Raw genomic sequence first — 21,978 nt, forward strand, 5'->3', positions numbered from 1 at the left:
GTTCTGAGCAAAACCGACGCGCTTCCCGGAATGGTGACGGGCAGTGCCGAGGCGGTCACTCCGGAACCGACGATTCGAGCCGTTCCGGAATTGCTCGGTCAGGGGCAGGCGGAACTGGTCAGGGCGTAAGCGGAGATGGTCCAACCGCCCTGCGGTGTGCGGGTGAGTTTGAAAGTCCCGAGGCCCGGTCCGCCGCTGACTTGGAGTCGGCAACCCGGCACCTGCGCTTCCGGTCCCGCTTCCACGATGGCGTCGTGGGCGAACTTCGGATTCGCGTAGGCGTTGAAGTCGGTGATCTGGCCGTGCACCGCGCGCGCCGCGCCCGCGCAGTCGGGGGCGCCGTAGGCGGCGGCGAAATCGGCCTTGCCCTGGTCGTCGAACAGCGCGCACGCCTGCTCCGGCGGTTCGGCCCGCAGGTAGTTGAAGACGCTGCGAATGGCCTGCTGCGGGTTCTGGGCGGTCATCGGCACCGAGTCGACCGGTGCGCCCCCACCGGAGCCGTTGCCGCCCGACGAGCCGTCGCTGCCTCCGAAGTAGTGGTCGTAGGCCAGGTTCAGCAGGAGCAGCGCGACGAGGACGTAGATGATCCGCCGCACCCACTTGCGGCGGAGCAGGCCGAGGGCCTTCTTCCACCAGGGCTTCTCGGGCGCCGGGGTGGTCGTGCCGCCGCCCTGGGACGCCTGCCACTCCTTGAACCGCTTGAACTCCAGGAACTCCTGGTACTCCGGGTCGTCGCCCGCCTTCGGAGCGTCGCCGCGCGGAGCCGGTTCCGGGGGCCGGTCGTGCTCGGCGACCTCGACGACTTCGGCGTCGACGATCTCGGGCAGGTTGTCGGAGCGCGGTTCCCGCTGATCAGCCACGCACACATGATGCCGGGCGACGGGGGGCCGGTGGAAGCGCCCGCCCCGAGTCGAGTACTCTTGTCGAGGTTCCACCCAAGACCGCTGGTCTTCCTCCCGGCTCGGCAACGAGCGGGAAGGAACGAAGGTCCCGTGAGATGCGGGCGGCCCGCGCAGGAGGGACGAGGCTGGTCACGCGTGTCTTGTCGCGCGCGCACCGATTTTCACGCCCCGTGCTGCCCTGCGCCGGGGCGTTTTGTCGTCTCAGGACCGACTGGATGGGTCAGCCACAGTCGGAAACAGAGAGGAGGCGACATGGCGAAGTCCGACAAGGTCGATGCGGTCAGCGAGATCTCGGAGAAGTTCAACAACTCCACCGCTGCCGTTGTGACCGAGTACCGCGGGCTCTCGATGGCTCAGCTGTCTGAGCTGCGCCGCGCGCTCGGTTCGAACGTGAGCTACCGTGTCGCGAAGAACACGCTGGTCAAGCGTGCCGCCGAGCAGTCGGGCGTCGAGGGTCTCGACGACCTGTTCGTCGGCCCGACCGCGATCGCCTTCGTCGAGGGCGAGCCGGTCGACGCAGCCAAGGCGATCAAGGAATTCGCCAAGGGCAACCAGAACCTGGTGATCAAGGGCGGGTACATGGACGGCCGCGCGCTGTCCGTGTCCGAGGTCGACAGCATCGCCGACCTCGACTCGCGCGAAGTCACGCTGGGCAAGCTGGCCGGTGCCATGAAGGCCAAGATGAACGAGGCCGCAGCGCTGTTCGTCGCGCCTGCTTCGCAGGTCGCTCGCATGGCCGCCGCCCTTCAGGAGAAGAAGGGCGAATAAGACTCTCCGCAGTCCGCAGTGGACGGTGCGTGAGAGCGCGCCGCCGATGCGGGTCCGCGGACCGTCTTTCGCGCGACAACCCCCCACCGGGATGCCGACGGCATCCGGGCTTTGAGCAGAAAGGAACGCCGACATGGCGAAGCTGAGCAACGACGAGCTGCTGGACGTCTTCAAGGAGATGACCCTCCTGGAGCTGTCGGAGTTCGTGAAGCAGTTCGAGGAGACCTTCGACGTCACCGCCGCCGCCCCGGCCGCGGTCGCCGTTGCCCCGGCCGCCGGTGGCGAGGCCGCCGCCGCTGAGGAGCAGGACGAGTTCGACGTCGTCCTCGAGGGCGCCGGCGACAAGAAGATCCAGGTCATTAAGGTCGTCCGCGAGATCGTCTCCGGCCTGGGCCTGAAGGAGGCCAAGGAGCTCGTCGAGGGCACCCCGAAGGCGATCCTGGAGAAGGTCGACAAGGAGAAGGCCGAAGAGGCCAAGGGCAAGCTGGAAGAAGCCGGCGCCTCCGTCTCCGTCAAGTGACTCTTCGCCTGTCTTGGGGCCCCGTGCTTATCGGTGCGGGTAGCGGAACCTGACACGCCGTCTGGACTCCGGGCGCCACTCCTCGTGTATGCCAGCACGTCGTCGCGGCGTCCTCGCCAGACGACGTGTCAGAACCCGCGGCGGTGCCGGCTGCTCAGGTGGCCACACGGCTCGCGGCTCCGCCGCATGCGGCCGGGTTCCAAAACAGGTTCTAGAGCCCCTGCTGGGTCTCTGACTCACGGTAAGAGAACGGGCACTCGCTGTTGCGGGTGCCCGTTCTCTTTTCCTTTGCGCGGAAACAAGGGCCTTTTTTCGGACGAATCCGAGATGGCGCCTTGATTTGTAGTGAACTCATGAGTAACCCTGCTGCGTCGAGCTCGTTGCATAGGTGTGACGCCAACTACCTTCGTAAGGCGCGTCACATGTGCAAGGGTGCTTCTTCGGGGATGGATTGCCTCCTCCCCGAAATCGGTGTAATCGAGGACGCGGAGGTTCCGATGGGCGTCGAGGTGGTTGTCGACGGGCTCTCGAAGTCCTTCGGCCCGCAGACCATCTGGCGGGACGTCTCGCTGAATCTGCCCCAGGGCGAGATCAGCGTGCTGCTCGGGCCTTCCGGCACCGGTAAGTCGGTGTTCCTGAAGTCGCTGGTGGGTCTGCTCAAGCCGGATGAGGGCAAGGTCGTCATCAACGGGACGGACATCTGCACTTGCTCGGAAAAGGATCTCTACGAGGTCCGGAAGCTTTTCGGCGTGCTGTTCCAGGACGGCGCGCTGTTCGGTTCGATGAACCTCTACGACAACATCGCGTTCCCGCTTCGCGAGCACACGCGCAAGAGCGAGTCCGAGATCCGCAACGTCGTGCTCGAGAAGATGGAGATGGTCGGTCTCATCGGCGCGGAGGACAAACTCCCCGGTGAGATCTCGGGCGGCATGAAGAAGCGCGCGGGTCTGGCCCGCGCCCTCGTGCTCGACCCGGAGATCCTCCTGTTCGACGAGCCCGACTCCGGTCTGGACCCCGTCCGGACCGCGGTGCAGAACCAGCTGATCGTCGATCTCAACGCGCAGATCGATGCGACGTTCCTGATCGTCACCCACGACATCAACACCGCGCGGACCGTGCCGGACAACATCGGCATGCTCTACCGCCGCAACCTGGTGATGTTCGGCCCGCGCGAGGTCCTGCTGACCTCCGACGAGCCCGTGGTGGTGCAGTTCCTCAACGGCCGCCCCGACGGGCCGATCGGCATGAGCGAGGAGAAGGACACCGCGCTGGTGGAGGCGGAGCTGGCCAAGCACGGCCGGCCCCAGGTGCCGGCGATGATGCCGCAGCTGGAGGTCAGCCCCGGACTGCCGGACCGCACCGCGGTGCACCGCCGCAAGGACCGCGTGCTGCGCCAGCTGCGCTCGCTGAACCCGTCCGCGCAGGAGGAGATCCTCAAGAGCCTGACACCGGACGAGCTCGCCCTGTACGGGTTCAAGTCGCCCGCGACCGGTTCCTGGCCGCAGCAGCAGGCGGCCCCGCAGGCCCCCGCTCCGCAGGCGCCGCCGCAGCAGTTCCCGCCGCAGGAGCCCGCTCAGCCCGCCCCCGCTCAGCCCGCTCCCGCTCAGCCCCAGCAGCAGAGGCGGCCGTCGCCGCACCCGCGCCAGCCCGAGGAAGAGCCGGCCTGGCCCGGTGGGTTGCAGGCGGAGGAGGAGACGGCGGGTTCTCGTCGCCGTTGGTTCGGCCGCAAGCGAGGTGAGCAGTGAGCGCGTCCCGGGCCCAGTTCCCCGGTGCCGGTGGGCTGCGCCAGACGGGCCGCCTGTTCGCGCTGGGGATGGACATCGTGCGGGCAATGCCCTCGCGACCGTTCCAGATCCGCGAGTTCATCCAGCAGTGCTGGTTCATCGCCAGCGTCACGATCCTGCCGACGGCGCTGGTCTCGATTCCATTCGGCGCGGTCATCGCGCTCCAGCTGGGGTCGCTGACCAGGCAGATCGGTGCGCAGTCGTTCACCGGTGCCGCCAGCGTGCTGGCGATCATCCAGCAGGCCAGCCCGATCGTGACGGCGCTGCTGATCGCCGGTGCCGGTGGTTCGGCGATCTGCGCCGACCTGGGGTCGCGCAAGATCCGCGACGAGATCGACGCGATGGAGGTGCTGGGCGTCTCGCCGATCCAGCGCCTCGTGGTGCCCCGGGTGCTGGCCGCGATGCTGGTCGCCGTGCTGCTCAACGGCATGGTCAGCGTCGTCGGCGTGGTCGGCGGCTACACCTTCAACGTGATCATGCAGGACGGCACGCCGGGTGCGTACATGGCCAGCTTCAACGCGCTGGCGCAGCTGCCGGACCTGTGGATCAGCGAGCTCAAGGCCCTGATCTTCGGCTTCTTGGCAGGCGTGGTGGCCGCCTTCCGGGGTTTGAACCCGCCACCAGGCCCGAAGGGCGTCGGGGACGCCGTGAACCAGTCGGTGGTGATCACCTTCCTGCTGCTGTTCGCGGTGAACTTCATCCTCACGACGCTGTACATGCAGCTGGTCCCGCCGAAGGGAATGTGATGGCCGCCAGGGGAATGGGAACATGGTGACGATCTCGCAGCGCGCCAAGCGCGCGGCCCGACGGCCGGTGGAGATGCTGGACGACCTGGGTGACCAGATGTCGTTCTACATCCGATCGCTGGCATGGATTCCGCGGGCGATCCCGCGCTACGCCAAGGAAACGCTGCGCCTGCTGGCCGAGGTCAGCTTCGGCAGCGGCGCTCTCGCGGTCATCGGCGGCACGGTCGGCGTGATGATCGGCCTGACGCTGTTCACGGGAACGGTCGTCGGCCTGCAGGGCTTCGCGGCCCTCGACCAGCTGGGCACCTCCGCCTTCGCCGGCTTCATCTCGGCCTACTTCAACACGCGTGAGATCGCGCCGCTGGTGGCCGGTCTGGCCCTGTCGGCGACGGTCGGTTCCGGGTTCACCGCCCAGCTCGGCGCCATGCGGATCTCCGACGAGATCGACGCGCTCGAGGTCATGGGCGTGCCGAGCCTGCCCTACCTGGTGACCACCCGCGTGATGGCCGGATTCGTCGCGGTCATCCCCCTGTACGTGCTGGGCCTGCTGACGTCCTACGTCGCGGCCCGCGGTGTCACCGTCTACCTCTACGGCCAGTCGGCGGGCACCTACGACCACTACTTCAACCTGTTCCTGCCTCCCGAGGACGTGCTGTGGTCCTTCGGGAAGGTCCTGATCTTCAGCGTGGTGGTGATCATGACGCACTGCTACTACGGGTACCGCGCCAGCGGCGGCCCCGCCGGGGTCGGCGTCGCGGTGGGACGCGCGGTGCGGACCGCGATCGTGACCACCGCCCTGCTGGACTTCTTCCTCAGCCTCGCGATCTGGGGCACCACGACGACCGTTCGGATCACCGGATGAGCGCGGGCGGAGCGGTCACCAAGGTCAAGCGCAGGCTGATGGGTCTGGCGCTGCTGATGAGCATGGTCATGTTCGTCGTGCTGTGCCTGGCGTTCTACAACAAGTCGTTCACGGCGTCCTCGGACGTCATCCTCAAGGCGGCATCGACGGGCAACCAGCTGCTGCCGGACTCCGACGTCAAGGTGCGCGGCATGATCGTGGGCCGGGTCGTCGAGGTGAAGTCCGACGGCAAGGGCGCCGAGCTGCACCTGGCGCTGCAGCCGGACATGGCCGAGAAGATCCCGGCCAACGTCTCCGCGCAGCTGCTGCCGCGCACCCTGTTCGGCGAGCGCTACGTGGCGCTGGACATGCCGGACAAGCCCTCGTCGAAGACGCTGGCCTCCGGCGGCGTGATCGAGCAGGACCGCACCAGCGCGGGCCTGGAGCTGGAAACCGTGCTGGCGGACACCATGCCGGTGCTGCAGGCGGTGAACCCCGACGACCTGTCGGCCACGCTCAACGCGCTGGACCAGGCGCTGTCGGGCCGCGGTGAGCAGGTCGGCGAAACGCTGACCCAGCTCAACACCTACCTGGACGGGCTCAACCCGTCGGTGCCGGACCTGCGGGACAACCTGCGGGAGCTGGTCGGCGTCGCGCAGACCTACGAGCAGGCCGCGCCGGACATCATCTCCGCGCTGGACAACTTCTCCACCACGGCGCGAACCCTGGTGGACCAGAAGCAGAACCTGCAGAAGATGACCGGGCAGCTCACCACCACCTCCGGTGACCTGACGACGTTCCTCGACGCAAACGGCCAGAACATCATCCAGCTCGCCGACGCCCAGCGTCCGACGCTCGACGTGCTGGCCAAGTACTCGCCGTCCTACCCGTGCTTCCTCGGCGAGATGGCGGAGTACGTCCCGCGCATCCGCAAGGCGTTCGGCGAGGGCACCAACGAGCCCGGTCTGCACGTGACGCTGGAAGTCGCGCCGCACCGCGGCAAGTACCGCCCGAACCAGGACGAGCCGGAGTTCGCCGACAAGCGCGGACCGCGTTGCTACAACTTCATGGAGCACCTCGACCCGATGCCGGAGTACCCGCCGGACGGGCCGTTCAAGGACGGCTCGGTTCCCCCGCCCGCGTCGCGTCCGGCCAACGGCGGCCTGAACCCGCCGGCGGCCAGCGTTCCGCAGTCGGCACCGGCGGGCACCGCGGCCCAGTGGGTCAACTCGCCGGCTGAGCGCGACATGGTCGCCACCGTGCTGGCTCCTGCTCTGGGCCGTCCCTCCTCGGAGGTTCCCGACTGGGGCAGCCTGCTGGTCGGCCCGGTCCTGCGAGGTGCGGAGGTGAGCTACCGATGAACGGGATCAGCATTCGCGGACCACTGGTCAAGTTCCTGGTCTTCGTCGTGATCACCTCGCTGGCCACCGGCCTGCTGATCATGACGATCGCCAACCAGGACCTGCGCTCGTCGAGCTCCTACACCGCGCGGTTCACCGACGTCACCGCCCTCAACGAGGGCGACGAGGTGCGCATCTCGGGTGTGAAGGTCGGTGAGATCGAGAGCATCGAGCTCGTCGACAACAAGGTCGCCGAGGTCAAGTTCAACGTCGCCGACCGGCGGCTGCCGTCCTCGGTGACCGCGACCATCAAGTACCGGAACCTGGTGGGGCAGCGCTACATCGCGCTGGAGCAGGGCGCCACGCCCACCACCGGCTCCGGCGGCGCCTCCGGCCGCACCGTCCAAGGTGGATACCTGCCGGTGGGCGGCACGATCCCGCTGGAGCGCACCAAGCCGGCGCTGGACCTGACCGTGCTGCTCGGCGGCTTCAAGCCGCTGTTCCAGGCGCTGTCGCCGGAGGACGTCAACAAGCTGTCGTACCAGATCATCCAGGTCCTGCAGGGTGAGGGCGGCACGGTGGAAAGCCTGCTGTCGCACACGGCTTCGCTGACGACCACCATCGCCTCGCGCGACCAGGTGATCGGCGAGGTCATCAACAACCTCAACGGCGTGCTGGACACGGTGAACACGCGTGACCAGCGGCTCTCCGAGCTGGTCGGCCAGCTGCGGCAGGTGGTGTCCGGACTCGCCGAGGACCGCGACTCCATCGGCAGCGCGATCACCGCGATGGACGGGCTGACCAACACCACCGCCGGGCTCCTGCAGGACGCCAGGCCCGGGTTGCAGCAGGACATCGCCGGCCTCGGCCAGGTGTCGAAGAACCTCAACGACCACGAGCAGCTGGTGGACCAGGTGCTGCGCAACATGCCGAACAAGCTGGAGAGCTTGAGCCGGACCGCCTCGCACGGGTCGTGGTTCAACTTCTTCCTGTGCAAGACCTCCGGCAACGTCGGCGTCGGCAACGTCAACCTGCCGCTGCCGCTGATGCCGGTGACCCAGCCGAGGTGCCAGCCATGACTTCCTACTCCCAGCGCGACCCGCTCAAGATCGGCGTCGCCGGCATCCTGGTGCTGGTGCTCGCGTTCCTGCTGGTGGCCAACTACGAGCGGCTGCCGCTGGTCAGCGGCACCACCTACACCGCGCAGTTCACCGAGGCCGCGGGACTGCGCGAGGACAACGAGGTCCGGATCGCCGGTGTCAAGGTCGGCACCGTCTCCGACGTCGAGCTCGAAGGCGACCACGTGCTGGTCAGCTTCCGGGTCTCCAACGCCGAGCTCGGTGACCACACCACCGCGGCGATCAAGGTCAAGACCCTGCTCGGCCAGAAGTACCTGGCGCTGGACCCGCAGGGCTCCAAGGAGCTCGACAACGACCAGCCGATCCCGCTCAACCGGACCATGTCGCCCTACGACGTCATCGAGGCGTTCAGCGACCTGTCCAAGAACGTCGACCAGATCGACACTGGGCAGCTGGCGAAGAGCTTCGAAACGCTGTCGAGCACGTTCAAGGACACCCCGGGCGAGGTCAGCGGGGCCCTCAACGGGCTTTCGCAGCTCTCCAGGACCATCTCCTCGCGCGACGAGCAGATCGAGCACCTGCTGAACAACACCACGCAGGTCTCCCAGCAGCTCGCCGACCGCAACGAGGACTTCGAGAAGCTGCTCTCCGACGGCAACCTGCTGCTGCAGGAGCTGCGGGCCCGCCGCGACTCGATCTCGTCGCTGCTGACCGGGACCCAGGAGCTGTCGCAGCAGCTGACCGGGCTGGTCGACGACAACCAGGCGCAGCTCGGGCCGACGCTGCAACAGCTGGACAAGGTGACCAAGATGCTGCAGCGCAACCAGCAGAACCTGGACCGGAGCCTGAACACCTTCGCCCCGTTCACCAGGCTGTTCTCCAACGTCCTCGGCAACGGTCGTTGGTTCGACACCTACATCTGCGGTCTGCTGCCGCCCGCCGTGGGACCGATCAACCAGGAGGGTTGCAAGCAATGACGAACGCACCCTCGAAGAGCTCGAACCTGGCCAAGGTCCTCACCATCGGGATCGTCGTCGTGCTGCTCGGCGCGGTCGGCGGCTGGTGGCTGTTCTACGGCGCGGCGGAGCGCAAGGTCACCGCCTACTTCGACGCCGCGGTCGGCCTGTACCCGGGCGGTGACGTGCGCGTCCTCGGCGTCCCGATCGGCACCATCGACGAGGTGACGCCGCAGGGCAAGCAGGTCAAGGTCACGCTGAGCGTGGACCGCGACACCGCGATCCCCGCCAACGCGAGCCTGGTCGCGGTCTCTCCCAGCATCGTCTCCGACCGGTACGTGCAGTTCGCCCCGGTCTACAAGGGAGGCCCGAAGCTGGGCGACGACGCGGTGATCCCCGCCGAGCGCACCGCGACGCCCGTCGAGCTGGACAACATCTACCGGAGCCTCAACGACCTGACCAAGGCGCTGGGGCCCCAGGGGGCCAACAAGGACGGCGCGCTGACCGACCTGCTCAACACCGGGGCGGCCAACCTGGAGGGCAACGGCAAGGCGCTGTCGGAAACGCTGCGCAACCTCGGTGAGGCGGGAACGACGCTGTCGGGCAACAGCGAAGAGCTGTTCAAGACGGTCGACAACCTGCAGCGCTTCACCGGGATGCTGGCCGAGAACGACGGCCAGATGCGCCGGTTCAACACGCAGATGCAAGAGGTCAGCAGCAACCTCGCCGGAGAGCGCAACGACATGAGCGCGGCCCTGGCCGAGCTGTCCGTGGCGCTGGGCAAGGTGGAGTCCTTCGTGCGGGACAACCGCTCCCAGGTGCAGTCCAACGTCAGCCAGCTCCACGACGTGGCCGCCGTGCTGGTCAAGCAGAAGGCGGCGCTCAACGAGTCGCTGACCACCGCGCCGCTGGCGATGAGCAACCTGAACAACTCCTACAACGGCGCTTCCGGAACGCTGGACCAGCGCGCGATGTTCAACGAGCTCAACCAGCCCCCGCTGGTGGCCGTGTGCAAGCTGCTCGACCAGTCCACGCCGCAGCAGGTTCCGCTCGAGGTCAGCAGCGCCTGCGACGCCCTGCGCCCGGTGCTGGCAGGCACCGAGAAGCTGCCGACGCTGGCCGAGTCGCTCAACGCGGTGCAGAACGGCAAGCTGCCGCCGTTGCCGCTGCCGCTGACCAACGGACTTCAGCCCGCTGGAGGTGGCCGGTGATGCGGTCCGGTTTGACTCGTCTGGTGCGATCCGTCCTCACCCGCTCCTCGGCCGTCAAGGTCGGCGCGGTCGCGACGGTCGGCCTGCTGGCGCTGTCGGGTTGTTCCTCCCGAGGCGTCTACGACATGCCGCTGCCAGGCGGCGCCGACGTCGGCAGCCGCCCCTACGACGTGAAGGTCCGCTTCGCCGACGTGCTGGACCTGGTGCCCAACGCGGGCGTCCGGGTCAACGACGTCGCGGTCGGCCGGGTCTCCAACATCGCCCTCGCCCCCGGTACGTGGGAGGCCGAGGTGACCGTCACCGTCAACGGCGACGTGAAGCTGCCGGCCAACTCCACCGCCCGGCTGCGCCAGTCCAGCCTGCTCGGTGAGAAGTACGTCGAGCTGGCCGCTCCGCGGGAGGCGGCCTCCGGGCGGCTGACCGACGGCGCGACCATCGGGCTCAACCGCTCCAACCGCAACCCCGAGGTGGAAGAGGTCCTCGGCGCGCTGTCGCTGCTGCTCAACGGCGGTGGTGTCGCGCAGCTGCAGGACATCACCAAGGAGCTCAACAAGGCGATGAGCGGCCGCGAGTCCGACATCCGCGGCCTGCTGAACAACCTGGACGAGCTGGTCTCCGGGCTCGACGCGCAGCGCAACGACATCGTGCGGGCGCTGGACAGCATCAACCGGCTCTCGGCCAAGCTCAACGAGCAGCGCGGCAGCATCGACACCGCGCTGCGCGACCTCGGACCAGGTCTCCAGGTGCTCAACGAGCAGCGCGGCCAGCTGGTGACCATGCTGCAGTCGCTGGACAGGCTCTCGGGCGTGGCCACCAACGTCGTCGACAAGTCGCACGAGGACCTGGTGCACGACCTCAACCAGCTCGCGCCGACGCTGCACCAGCTCGCCGCCGCCGGTGACACGCTGCCGAAGTCGCTGGAAACCCTGGTCACCTTCCCGTTCCCGGACAACGCGGTGGACGGCATCGGGGGCAGCGACTACAACAACCTGTACCTCAAGGTCGACCTGAACCTGAGCTCGATCGTGGAGAACCTCGGGCGCTCCCGCCAGCCGCTGCTGCCGGCGCCCGACGGACTCCCGCTGCCGCTGAACGGACAGACGCAGCAGCCCCAGCAACCCGCACCGCCCCAGCCGAAACCGGAGGAATCCGGTGGCGGCGTGCTGGGCTGGCTGTTCGGAGGTGACAACTGATGCTCACCCGTCGAGCCCGATTCCAGATCATCGGCTTCGTGCTGATCGCGCTGATCGGTTGCAGCTACGCAGGGTTCAAGTACGCCGGCCTGGACCGGCTGTTCGGCAACCGCGGTTACGAGGTGGCGCTGAACCTGGCCAGCACCGGCGGTGTCTTCCAGAACGCGGAGGTCACCTACCGGGGCGTGCCGATCGGCCGGGTCGGCGAGCTCAAGCTCACCGACGACGGCGTCCAGGTCCCGCTGGACATCGAGGAGAGCGCGCCGGCGATCCCCTCCGACGTCGAGGCCGTGGTCACCAACCGGTCCGCGGTCGGTGAGCAGTACGTGGACCTGCGTCCCAAGCAGGACAAGGGCCCGTACCTCGAGGAGGGTTCGGTCATCGCCGAATCCCGCACCACCACGCCGCTCCCGGTCCAGGACCTGATGATGAACCTGGACTCGTTCGCCAACTCCGTGCCCCAGGACTCGCTGCGCACCGTCGTCAGCGAGCTGGGAACCGCCTTCCGCGACAACGGCGGTCACCTGCAGACGATCCTGGACACCTCGCGGGAGTTCACCACGCAGGCGCAGAACCACCTGCCGCAGACGGTGCAGCTGCTGGAGGACGGCAAGACCGTGCTGGCGACGCAGAACGACCAGGGCTCGGCGATCAAGTCCTTCAGCAAGGACCTGAACCTGCTGTCGCAGTCGTTGGAGCGCTCCGACGGCGACCTGCGCGGCGTCATCCAGAAGGCGCCGCCCGCAGCCGTGCAGCTGTCCGGCCTGATCAAGGACAACCCCCGGCTCGGGCCGCTGCTGGCGAACCTGACCACGACCGCGAACCTGCTGTCGTCGCACACCGACGGCATGGAGCAGCTGTTCATCAGCTACCCGGCTCAGGTCGCGGTCTCCAACACGGTCGTCCCCGGGGATGGCACCGCTCACTTCGGACTGGTTCTCAACCTGTTCGACCCGATGCCGTGTACCAAGGGGTACGAGGGAACACCCGAACGGACCGGTACCGACATGTCGTCGGCGCCGCTCAACAAGGACGCGCACTGCGCGGAGCCTCCGGGCAGTCCGACCTCAGTGCGCGGCGCGCAGAACGCACCCGGGCAGTAAGAGAGGCAACACGTGACCGTTCAAGCCGAAACCGCTCGCCGGCGGCCCAAGCTGTCGCTGGTGCTGTTCGTGGTGAGCCTGGTGTGCGCCCTGGTCCTCGGGGTGCTGTGGGTGCTCGCCAGCAACAACTCCTCGGTGGCCTACGCCGGGACGCGTGATGAGGCGCTGCAGCAGGGTCAAGAAGCGATCGTCAACTTCAACACCCTGGACCACAAGGACATCGACCGCGGTCTGCAGCGGTGGGAGGACAACTCCACCGGTGCGCTGCGGGACGAGGTCCGGAAGGGCCGCAAGGACTACGCGACCCGGATCCAGCAGGCCAAGAGCAGCACCACCGCTCGCGTGCTGGACGCGGGCATCGTCGAGCTCGACGAGAACGCGGGCAAGGCCCGGATGATCGCGGTCGTGCAGATCACGGTCACCGTGGAGGGTCAGCCCCCGGCCAACAAGCAGGATCGCTACCAGGCAGAACTCACGCGTGAGGGCGACGTCTGGAAGATCAGCGGACTGGGCACCGTCCCGGTCGGCTGAACGGCGAGACCCGAAAGCGATTCGAGGAGTACAGCCAGTGCCTACCAACCGCCGTTCCGGCACGAACCGGCAGCCAGCGGCCCGCCGGCCGAAGGTGGCCGGCCTGCGCAAGCGCCCCACCTCGCCCGCCTCCTCCGAGGAGACCGCGAAGACGGAGGAAGAGGACCAGGTCAACGGCACTGCGGTGACCGAGCAGCCGGAGGCCGCCGAGCCCGAGGCCGCGGTCGCTGAAACAGCGTCCGCCGAGCCGGAGACCGCCGGGAGCGAGACGGCTGAGCCGGAGTCGCAGGTCAGCGAGGCTGTTGCCGCCGAGGAGCCGTCGTCCGCGGAGGAGTCGTCCGCCGCGGAGCCGGAGCCGAGCGAGACCGCGGAGGTCGAGACCCAGGACGCCGAGGCCGAGGGGCCGAAGTCCGACGTCGCGGAGTCCGGCGAGACCGGCAAGCCGTGGGTGCTGTGGGGCGCGACGGCGCTGCTGTTCGCGCTGGCGATCTTCTTCGGCGTCTCGACCTACACGACCTACAACACCGGCCCGGCCGCGAACGAGGCGTTGACCTCGGCCGGGGAGACCAGCGAGGTCAACGGCCAGGTCAGCGACGGCATCGAGAAGCTCTTCTCCTACGACTTCAACGACACGGCCAAGACCGAGAACGCCGCCAAGGACCTCCTGGTCGGCTCGGCCGTGCAGAAGTACGACGAGCTGTTCGCCCTGGTCAAGCAGCAGGCCCCGCAGCAGCAGCTGATCGTCACCACCACGGTGAAGAACAGCGCGGTGACGCGCCTGGAAGGCGACCGCGCCGAGGTCCTGGTCTTCGTCGACCAGCACGCCATGCGCGCCAACACCGGTGAGTCCAACATCGGCCCCGCTCAGCTCTCGGTCAGCGCCGAGAAGCAGGGCGACAAGTGGAAGATCACCCAGCTCACGCTGCGCTGACGGAACCCCGAGGCAGCACCAGCGGGCAGTTCTGGTCCGAAACGTCCATGATCGATGACCGTTCCGTCCGGTCAGTTCGGACCAGAACCGCCCCGGGCTCACGGCCCGACGTGGACGTGGGCGCTCCAGGTCGCATGTGCGTTCGGACGCGCGTTGCGGATCTCCCGGGCCGCGTTGTGCAGCGCGTAGGCGGCACCGTCGGTTCCGTACCCGCTCTGCCCGAAGACCTCCGAGTAGAAGTCCGCGTGCGCCTCGATCGCGCTGTTCACGTCGACCTCCCACAGGGTGCCGATGACGTGCGTGAACCCGGCGAACCCCAGCGCCGAGGCCAGCGACAGCGCAGCCGCGCACGGCTGATCGGCCGCGGTCGCGACCTGACCCAGGTAGCAGAACTCCGCCTTGTCCAGCGCGACCTGACCCAGCTCGACCAGGCCGAGCGGCCGCTGGCCGTCGCGGTCCAGCAGCATCCCGGCGGCGGGCTGGGCGGGGAACTGCGAGCTCGGCTCGCAGATGTGCACCCACGGGTAGTTCGGCAGCATCCGCAGCACGTCGGTCGCGCTGGCGCTCTCGGTGGAGATGATCTCCGCGCCCGGCCAGTGCTGGGCCAGCACCTGGTTCTGCGGCGGCAGCTCGCGCGAGACCTGCTCCGCCGATCCGGCCGCCACCAGCGCCTCGCCCTCCGGCACCGGCCTGGTGCGGGCGCGCAGCAGGCAGCCCAGCGTCGGCGTGTGCGACGAGACGACGCGATCCAGCGCCGAGGCGCCCGCGTGCGCCGTCGCGGAGTGCAGCGGCAGGTAGGCCGATGCGCCGAAAGCGCTCCACCAGACCCGCGGCCAGCGCGCACCCGCGGCCGGTGTGTTGAGGTAGCCCATCCGGTCCAGCACCGGCCGCACCAGTCGCACCCACGTCCAGTCCAGCACCTCGGCCATCGACGCGTGGTCGTCCTGCTGCGCGGCGGTCAGCAGCGTGAGGGCCTGCTCGCCCGCCTTCTCCGGGGTGGCGTGCGGGATCGGGACGGTCAGCACCCGGCCGCCGAAGATCACCAGCACGTCCGAGCGGTACCGGCTGAGGTTGACGATCGCCACCGACCCGTCGCCGCCGACACCGCTGAGCTCGGAGAACGGCCGGATCCGCAGATGCGTCGGCTGGACCTCGCGGACCTCGTCGATCAGCACAGCCCAGGACTCGGCCAGCCGCATCCGGTCGTCGGTGTCGCCCAGGTCGGGGTCCTCGGCCGGGCGGTCCAGCAACCGCCGCAGCCGCACGATCTCGTCGGCGAGGTCCGGGTGCTCGCGGTGCAGCGAGCCGAGCTCGCCCCCGCTGGGCAGGAAGTCCGCCAGGATCGCCGACCTGCCGTGCTCGATGAGCTCCACGGCCTTGTCCGGTTCGCCGGCCTCGATGGCGCTGGCCGCCGCATCGGCCACGATCGAGGCCCAGCGCTGCTGCGCGCTCGGCGAGGCGACGACCCGCTTGCCGCGCGTCATCAGCGGCAGCAGCTCGACGGCGGTGGTGAACGACTCCAGCGCCTCCGACCAGCGCTGCTCCTGAGCGCTGATGCGTCCTGCCAGCGCGGCTGCCCGTAGCCGCTGCTCGGCGGGTGCGTTGATCTGGGTGGCGGCCTCGGTGAGCACCTTGCGGGCCCAGCGGTGGTACCGGCGGCGACCGGTGCGCTGGTGCAGTGCCTGCAGCGCCCGGCCGAGCTGGATGGACACCGCCGCCCGCCCGGGAGTGGTGTCCGGCATCCCGATCAGCGCTTGGTCGAACAGCTCGATCGCGGTCTCGACGTCCTGCGCGCGCCCGGCCCGCTGGAACCGGTGGGCCAGCACCGCGCCCAGCTGGACCCACGCGATGTGCTGGGTCTGGGAGTCCGAGGACTTCGCCGCCTCGCGGGCCAGTTCGCCGGCGCGGTCCAGGTCGTCGCGGTTCTCGACGTGCTCGTAGCGCACCAGCAGGCTCGTGTTCAGCGCGGTGATCATCCGAGCGCGCTGGGAGGGAGCGGCGGCCTCCACCGACGCTTCGCCCGCGGTGACCGCGGTGTCCAGCGCCTTGGCCTCGCCGCCGTGCATGAAGTGCCTGCGCAGCAGGATCGCGTAGCCGCCCAGCGCGAGCGAGCGGTGGGTGTCCTCGGTGGCCAGCGCCCGCACGGCCGGTGTGATCGGGCGCAGCACGCGGCGCAGCTGGCCGGCCTCGCCGGTGGCGTCGACGTGCTCGGCGGTGGCGGCGGACAGCTGCCAGACGGCCGTGCCCAGCTGCGGGTTCCCGGCTTCGAGGACGCCGAGGACGCCGATGAGCTCGTTGATCGCGGAGTTGAGGTCGGTGAGGTCGCCGTTGCGCTGGAAGCGCAGCCGCAGAGCCTCGGCGTACCGGCACAGCCCGCCGCGGCGGGCGTCGCCGTCGGGCAGCGCACCCGATCCGGCCGACAGGTGCTTGATCGCCTCGTCGAGGTCGTCCGGGTCGCCGTTGCGCTGGTAGCGGCGCATCAGCGCGGCCCCGAGGTTGATCAGCAGCTCGGAGGTGGTGGCGTCGCTGGCCGGGGAGATCCGCGCGGCTTCCCGGAACACCGCGATGGATTCCTCGTCGGATTGCGCCGAGTCCGCGAGCTGGGCGTGCAGCTTCAGCGCGTTGGCCAGTCGCAGCAGCACCATGGGGCGCCGCTGGTCGCGCTTGGGCGTCTTCTCGACGGCTTCGCGCGCGACCTGCGCGCTGTCGGCCGCGAACTGGGCCTGACCGGTCTTGCCCGCGAGGTCGGTCAGGGCCAGCGCGAGGTTGCAGTAGTAGAGGATGCGGTCGCGGTCGCCGGAGTGCGCGGAGTTCGTCGCCGCCCGGTAGTAGCCGATGGCGTCTTCGAGATCGGCGAGCTCGCGACTGCGCACGTAGGTCAGCTGGACGGCGCTGCCGAGGTTGTTGAGCACGCCCGCTCGGGCGGGGTCGTCCTCGCGCAGCACGCCCGCGGTGGTGCGGAAGACCTCGGTGACCCACTGCAGGTTGCTGAAGTCGAGCGTGGTGACGATCTGGTTCATCGCCGCGATCGCGTCCGCGTAGCGCTGCTCGGCGCTGCGACGCTCGGTGCCCCCGGGTTTGGCGCCGACCGCGCTGTGCCCGCCGGTGGCGGGTCCGCCCCTGCCGGGTCCGCCGCCGAAGCCGGGATTGGTCCCGGTGCCGGGGTTGGTGCCGGTGCCGGGGTTGGTGCCGGTGTGCGGACCGCCGGGTCGTGCGTCGGGGCTGTCCGCGGTGGGTTCGCCGTCGTCCTCCGGTGCGAACCAACTGGATTGAGGGGGTTGAGGGCCGCTCTGGTCCTTGCCTCCGGTCCAACGCTGCAGCCCGCGGAACCGCTCGCTCGCGCGGCTTGCATCGTCTGTCATCGGTCGTTTCTCCTGTGGCCTGCCGGGCACCGGTCGGGGAAGCCGGTGGTCATCTCACGTTACCGGCGGAGGTATTTGTCGAGTAGCCCATGTGTTACTAGGTGAGATCGCCACAAGGTGACGCGTCCCCCCGGTTGGATGTAATTGCTGAGCTTCGGTTGGTGAAACTACTAGCTCTGCGCGACGGCATCAGCCCCGTAGGGGAAGGTTTGCGGCATCTTGGGGTCTCGATGTGGTCAAGCCGCCTGGATGGTCGCCCGGAGTTGATGTCGAGCCTCGGAGCGTTACGACGTTCGGGTGGCGGCCGTCCAGGTCACACCACATGCCGCCACTCAACGTAGTCGTTCATGAACGGGCGTTTCCAGATTTCCCGACCCCTGCGAGTGGTCTCGGGTGGTCCCGCTAAATGGTCTGGGCCAATCTTTTCAAGATCGCGAAACCGGGCCCTCCGAAATTCGCGCACGAGTTCTGGGGTGAATCCACTCGGGCGGGTGCGAATTGGGGCTCATGGGGCTCGTGGGAATTGTGTGGCGTGCGTCGCGGAAGGGCGGGACGGGCCGAGAATGACCACTTTCAGGTGGAGATCGACCGCGTCGAGGTGGTCTCGGGTGGTCTCGCGGCGACCGCGGACGGGCCGGAAGTGTGTTCCGGGTCCCTCCTCTGTGGCCTGAAGGGGGTTCCTGAGCCGTTGTCAAGAGCCGATCGGAGGGGGTTCGCCAAGGGCGTGAAGGAACTGCCGCATGTGATGATCAACAGGCCCTGACCAGGTTAAAAGGGTCTTTCGGTGGTCACGCGAGGTGATCGTGTTTTCCGCCACGAGAGTGATCGATCGGTGATCTCTTGACTGAAAGCGCGTGCGGGTTCACTCTGGTCCTCAACGCGGGGCTGGGCCGCCATCGGTGGGCCCCCTCGACAGCTGGCGTCCTTCCGGCTAGACTGCTACTTTGCGCTGCCCTCCTATAGGTCTGCCCGCACTGGACCGTAGGGTGGTCGGCGCCATTGCACCCTTGACAGCTGTGCTAGTGATCTGCGCGCTTGCCTGACGCGCGCTTTTTGCCGTGAGCATGGCTGTAGCCAGTTCAGAGTCCCGGAAGGACGCATCTTGGCAGTCTCCCGCGCGACCAAGGTCTCTGCAGCTTCCAACTACACGTCGGGGATCCCTGGGGCACCCAAGCGGGTCTCGTTCGCGAACATCCGCGAACCGCTGAACGTGCCGAACCTGCTAGACCTGCAGATCCAGTCCTTCGAATGGCTTGTCGGTAACGAGGCCTGGTTCCAGCGCCGGGTCGACGCCGGCGAGGACAATCCGGTTGGTGGTCTTGAGGAGGTCCTCAGCGAGATCTCCCCGATCGAGGACTTCTCCGGATCGATGTCGCTGTCTTTCTCCGACCCGCGCTTCGACGAGGTCAAGGCCTCCGTCGGGGAGTGCACGGACAAGGACATGACCTACGCGGCGCCCCTGTTCGTCACCGCTGAATTCACCAACCACTCGACTGGCGAGATCAAGAGCCAGACGGTGTTCATGGGTGACTTCCCGATGATGACCGACAAGGGCACCTTCATCATCAACGGAACCGAGCGGGTCGTGGTCTCCCAGCTCGTGCGTTCCCCCGGTGTCTACTTCGACCAGTCGGTCGACAAGACCACTGACAAGGACGTCTTCAGCGTCAAGATCATCCCGAGCCGCGGTGCGTGGCTCGAGTTCGACGTCGACAAGCGCGACACCGTCGGTGTCCGCATCGACCGCAAGCGCCGTCAGCCGGTCACCGTGCTGCTCAAGGCGCTGGGCTGGTCCACCGAGGCCATCCGCGAGCGCTTCGGCTTCTCCGAGACGCTGATGGCGACCCTGGAGAAGGACCACACCGGCGGCACCGACGAGGCGCTGCTGGACATCTACCGCAAGCTGCGCCCGGGCGAGCCGCCGACCAAGGAGAGCGCGCAGACCCTCCTGGAGAACCTGTTCTTCAAGGAGAAGCGCTACGACCTGGCTCGCGTCGGCCGCTACAAGGTCAACAAGAAGATCGGTCTCTCGCAGTCCTACGAGACCGGCGTGCTGACCGAAGAGGACATCGTCACCACGATCGAGTACCTGGTCCGCCTGCACGCAGGCGAGATCGAGATGCCCGCTCGCGGTGAGGACGCCGGCGACAACATCCCGGTCGAGGTCGACGACATCGACCACTTCGGCAACCGCCGCCTGCGCACCGTCGGCGAACTGATCCAGAACCAGGTCCGGGTCGGCCTGTCGCGCATGGAGCGGGTCGTCCGCGAGCGGATGACCACGCAGGACGTCGAGGCGATCACGCCGCAGACCCTGATCAACATCCGCCCGATCACGGCGGCGATCCGGGAGTTCTTCGGCACTTCGCAGCTGTCGCAGTTCATGGACCAGACCAACCCGATCGCGGGTCTGACGCACAAGCGTCGTCTCTCCGCGCTCGGCCCGGGTGGTCTGTCCCGTGAGCGCGCGGGCATGGAAGTCCGAGACGTGCACCCCTCGCACTACGGCCGCATGTGTCCGATCGAGACGCCGGAAGGCCCGAACATCGGTCTGATCGGCTCGCTGGCCACGTTCGCGCGGGTCAACCCGTTCGGCTTCATCGAGACGCCGTACCGCAAGGTCGTCGACGGCCGGGTCACCGACCAGATCGACTACCTGACGGCCGACGAAGAGGACCGCTACGTCAAGGCGCAGGCCAACGCGGTCATCGACGACGACGGCAACTTCGTCGACGAGCGGGTCCTGGGTCGACGCAAGGGCGGTGAGGTCGAGCTGCTCGCCCCCACCGAGATCGACTACATGGACGTCTCGCCGCGGCAGATGGTCTCCGCCGCGACCGCGATGATTCCGTTCCTGGAGCACGACGACGCCAACCGCGCCCTGATGGGTGCGAACATGCAGCGTCAGGCGGTGCCGCTGCTGCGCAGCGAGTCCCCGCTGGTCGGCACCGGCATGGAGCTGCGCGCCGCGGTCGACGCCGGTGACGTGATCACCGCCGACAAGGCCGGTGTGGTCGAGGAGCTGACCGCCGACTTCGTCACGATCATGGCCGACGACGGCACCCGCCGCTCGTACCGGATGGAGAAGTTCTCCCGGTCCAACCACGGCACCTGCATCAACCAGAAGCCGATCGTCAACGAGGGCGACCGGATCGAGGCCGGGCAGGTCATCGCGGACGGACCGTGCACCGAGAACGGCGAGATGGCCCTGGGCAAGAACCTGCTCGTGGCGATCATGCCGTGGGAGGGGCACAACTACGAGGACGCGATCATCCTGAGCCAGCGCCTGGTGCAGGACGACGTGCTCACCTCGATCCACATCGAGGAGCACGAGGTCGACGCTCGCGACACCAAGCTCGGTGCCGAGGAGATCACCCGGGACATCCCGAACGTCTCCGACGACGTGCTGGCCGACCTCGACGAGCGCGGCATCATCCGCATCGGTGCCGAGGTCCAGGGCGGCGACATCCTGGTCGGCAAGGTCACCCCGAAGGGCGAGACCGAGCTGACCCCGGAGGAGCGGCTGCTGCGCGCCATCTTCGGCGAGAAGGCCCGCGAGGTCCGCGACACCTCCCTGAAGGTGCCGCACGGCGAGACCGGCAAGGTCATCGGCGTCCGCGTGTTCAACCGCGAGGACGACGACGAGCTGCCCCCGGGCGTCAACCAGCTGGTGCGGGTCTACGTCGCGCAGAAGCGCAAGATCCAGGACGGCGACAAGCTCGCCGGCCGCCACGGCAACAAGGGCGTCATCGGCAAGATCCTGCCCGCCGAGGACATGCCGTTCCTGTCCGACGGCACCCCGGTCGACATCATCCTGAACACCCACGGTGTTCCGCGACGGATGAACATCGGCCAGGTGCTGGAGACGCACCTCGGCTGGATCGCCTCGCGCGGTTGGACGATCGACCCCGATGCCGAGTGGGCCAAGCGCCTGCCGGAGGAGCTGCTCGACGTCGAGCCCGGGACCAACACCGCCAGCCCCGTCTTCGACGGTGTGCGGGAGGAGGAGATCACCGGTCTGCTCGGCTCGACCAAGCCGAACCGCGACGGCGACCGGATGGTCGGCGGAGACGGCAAGGCGCAGCTCTTCGACGGCCGCAGCGGTGAGCCGTACCCGTACCCGACCGCGGTCGGCTACATGTACATCCTCAAGCTGTCGCACCTGGTGGACGACAAGATCCACGCCCGTTCCACCGGCCCGTACTCGATGATCACCCAGCAGCCGCTGGGCGGTAAGGCGCAGTTCGGTGGTCAGCGCTTCGGTGAGATGGAGTGCTGGGCCATGCAGGCCTACGGCGCCGCCTACACGCTGCAGGAACTGTTGACGATCAAGTCCGACGACGTGGTGGGCCGCGTCAAGGTCTACGAAGCGATCGTCAAGGGCGAGAACATCCCCGAGCCGGGTATCCCGGAGTCGTTCAAGGTGCTGCTGAAGGAGCTTCAGTCGCTGTGCCTGAACGTCGAGGTGCTCTCCAGTGACGGCGCCGCGATCGAGATGCGCGACACCGAGGACGAGGACCTGGAGCGCGCCGCTGCCAACCTCGGCATCAACCTGTCCCGCAACGAGAACCCGTCGGTCGACGACATCGCGCACTGACCCTCGCCGCGGGGGGGCGGGGGCGGAGGGCCGCGGGGCGGGGGGGGCCCCCCCAGCGCCGGGAAGGGGTAGGAACACAAATAAATAAATATGAAGGAATGGAAAGAAGCGTGG

Annotated in this window: 16 protein-coding genes; 14 read left to right on the forward strand and 2 right to left on the reverse strand. The window is 68.2% G+C overall.

What is annotated here, in order from left to right:
* Positions 1-98 precede the first annotated feature (98 nt).
* The gene (locus AB0J91_RS21880; protein WP_363871804.1) at positions 99-860 is read right to left on the reverse strand and encodes a hypothetical protein; all 762 of its coding nucleotides are present in this window, start codon (positions 858-860) and stop codon (positions 99-101) included.
* 294 nt (positions 861-1,154) lie between these two features.
* Between AB0J91_RS21880 and rplJ the strand changes: the two genes are divergently transcribed.
* The 13 genes from rplJ to AB0J91_RS21945 all read left to right on the forward strand — a co-directional run bounded on the left by rplJ (position 1,155) and on the right by AB0J91_RS21945 (position 13,905).
* Entirely contained in the window at positions 1,155-1,670 is a 516-nt protein-coding gene (gene rplJ / locus AB0J91_RS21885) for a 50S ribosomal protein L10 (protein ID WP_363871807.1), read from the forward strand.
* Between the two features lie 133 nt (positions 1,671-1,803).
* A complete protein-coding gene (gene rplL, locus AB0J91_RS21890) occupies positions 1,804-2,190 on the forward strand; it encodes a 50S ribosomal protein L7/L12 (protein ID WP_132673914.1) in 387 nt (128 codons plus the stop codon).
* Between the two features lie 497 nt (positions 2,191-2,687).
* Positions 2,688-3,935 (forward strand): ABC transporter ATP-binding protein, encoded by a 1,248-nt coding sequence (locus AB0J91_RS21895; protein WP_363871810.1) that lies wholly within the window; start codon positions 2,688-2,690, stop codon positions 3,933-3,935.
* Complete coding sequence (locus AB0J91_RS21900; RefSeq protein WP_132673916.1) at positions 3,932-4,720, forward strand: ABC transporter permease; 789 nt, start codon at positions 3,932-3,934, stop codon at positions 4,718-4,720. The genes AB0J91_RS21895 and AB0J91_RS21900 overlap by 4 nt, the downstream gene beginning before the upstream one ends.
* Before the next feature lie 22 nt (positions 4,721-4,742).
* Positions 4,743-5,582, forward strand: coding sequence for an ABC transporter permease (locus tag AB0J91_RS21905; RefSeq protein ID WP_132673917.1), 840 nt, complete (start codon positions 4,743-4,745; stop codon positions 5,580-5,582).
* The gene (locus AB0J91_RS21910; RefSeq protein WP_363871813.1) at positions 5,579-6,922 is read left to right on the forward strand and encodes an MCE family protein; all 1,344 of its coding nucleotides are present in this window, start codon (positions 5,579-5,581) and stop codon (positions 6,920-6,922) included. The genes AB0J91_RS21905 and AB0J91_RS21910 overlap by 4 nt, the downstream gene beginning before the upstream one ends.
* Positions 6,919-7,980 carry an MlaD family protein gene (locus AB0J91_RS21915; protein WP_363871816.1) on the forward strand — a complete coding sequence of 354 codons (1,062 nt, stop codon included), beginning with the start codon at positions 6,919-6,921 and terminating at the stop codon, positions 7,978-7,980. The genes AB0J91_RS21910 and AB0J91_RS21915 overlap by 4 nt, the downstream gene beginning before the upstream one ends.
* Complete coding sequence (locus AB0J91_RS21920) at positions 7,977-8,957, forward strand: MCE family protein (protein WP_363871819.1); 981 nt, start codon at positions 7,977-7,979, stop codon at positions 8,955-8,957. The genes AB0J91_RS21915 and AB0J91_RS21920 overlap by 4 nt, the downstream gene beginning before the upstream one ends.
* Positions 8,954-10,147: an MCE family protein gene (locus AB0J91_RS21925; RefSeq protein ID WP_363786194.1), complete on the forward strand. Its 1,194-nt coding sequence runs from the start codon at positions 8,954-8,956 to the stop codon at positions 10,145-10,147. Before AB0J91_RS21920 ends, AB0J91_RS21925 begins: the two co-directional genes overlap by 4 nt.
* On the forward strand, positions 10,147-11,340 hold the full coding sequence (locus tag AB0J91_RS21930; protein ID WP_363871821.1) for an MCE family protein: 1,194 nt from the start codon (positions 10,147-10,149) through the stop codon (positions 11,338-11,340). Before AB0J91_RS21925 ends, AB0J91_RS21930 begins: the two co-directional genes overlap by 1 nt.
* The gene (locus tag AB0J91_RS21935) at positions 11,340-12,443 is read left to right on the forward strand and encodes an MlaD family protein (RefSeq protein ID WP_363871824.1); all 1,104 of its coding nucleotides are present in this window, start codon (positions 11,340-11,342) and stop codon (positions 12,441-12,443) included. Before AB0J91_RS21930 ends, AB0J91_RS21935 begins: the two co-directional genes overlap by 1 nt.
* Positions 12,444-12,455: 12 nt before the next feature.
* Complete coding sequence (locus AB0J91_RS21940; RefSeq protein ID WP_363871827.1) at positions 12,456-12,974, forward strand: nuclear transport factor 2 family protein; 519 nt, start codon at positions 12,456-12,458, stop codon at positions 12,972-12,974.
* A 37-nt stretch (positions 12,975-13,011) separates the two neighbouring features.
* Positions 13,012-13,905, forward strand: coding sequence for a hypothetical protein (locus AB0J91_RS21945; protein ID WP_363871830.1), 894 nt, complete (start codon positions 13,012-13,014; stop codon positions 13,903-13,905).
* Between the two features lie 98 nt (positions 13,906-14,003).
* Here AB0J91_RS21945 and AB0J91_RS21950 read toward each other — a convergent pair whose 3' ends face one another.
* Positions 14,004-17,267, reverse strand: a complete 3,264-nt coding sequence (locus tag AB0J91_RS21950; RefSeq protein WP_363871833.1) for a CHAT domain-containing protein — start codon at positions 17,265-17,267, stop codon at positions 14,004-14,006.
* Between the two features lie 1,102 nt (positions 17,268-18,369).
* Between AB0J91_RS21950 and rpoB the strand changes: the two genes are divergently transcribed.
* Positions 18,370-21,864 carry a DNA-directed RNA polymerase subunit beta gene (gene rpoB / locus AB0J91_RS21955; protein ID WP_363786206.1) on the forward strand — a complete coding sequence of 1,165 codons (3,495 nt, stop codon included), beginning with the start codon at positions 18,370-18,372 and terminating at the stop codon, positions 21,862-21,864.
* Positions 21,865-21,978: the final 114 nt, after the last annotated feature.

It is taken from the genome of Saccharopolyspora sp. NPDC049357, assembly GCF_040677225.1.
Taxonomy (GTDB): domain Bacteria; phylum Actinomycetota; class Actinomycetes; order Mycobacteriales; family Pseudonocardiaceae; genus Saccharopolyspora.

Coding starts and splice junctions, on each gene's coding strand:
- rplJ (WP_363871807.1), top strand. CDS start 1,155: ATGGCGAAGTCCGACAAGGTCGATGCGGTCAGCGAGATCTCGGAGAAG.
- rplL (WP_132673914.1), top strand. CDS start 1,804: ATGGCGAAGCTGAGCAACGACGAGCTGCTGGACGTCTTCAAGGAGATG.
- AB0J91_RS21895 (WP_363871810.1), top strand. CDS start 2,688: ATGGGCGTCGAGGTGGTTGTCGACGGGCTCTCGAAGTCCTTCGGCCCG.
- AB0J91_RS21905 (WP_132673917.1), top strand. CDS start 4,743: ATGGTGACGATCTCGCAGCGCGCCAAGCGCGCGGCCCGACGGCCGGTG.
- AB0J91_RS21910 (WP_363871813.1), top strand. CDS start 5,579: ATGAGCGCGGGCGGAGCGGTCACCAAGGTCAAGCGCAGGCTGATGGGT.
- AB0J91_RS21915 (WP_363871816.1), top strand. CDS start 6,919: ATGAACGGGATCAGCATTCGCGGACCACTGGTCAAGTTCCTGGTCTTC.
- AB0J91_RS21920 (WP_363871819.1), top strand. CDS start 7,977: ATGACTTCCTACTCCCAGCGCGACCCGCTCAAGATCGGCGTCGCCGGC.
- AB0J91_RS21925 (WP_363786194.1), top strand. CDS start 8,954: ATGACGAACGCACCCTCGAAGAGCTCGAACCTGGCCAAGGTCCTCACC.
- AB0J91_RS21930 (WP_363871821.1), top strand. CDS start 10,147: ATGCGGTCCGGTTTGACTCGTCTGGTGCGATCCGTCCTCACCCGCTCC.
- AB0J91_RS21935 (WP_363871824.1), top strand. CDS start 11,340: ATGCTCACCCGTCGAGCCCGATTCCAGATCATCGGCTTCGTGCTGATC.
- AB0J91_RS21950 (WP_363871833.1), bottom strand. CDS start 17,267: ATGACAGACGATGCAAGCCGCGCGAGCGAGCGGTTCCGCGGGCTGCAG.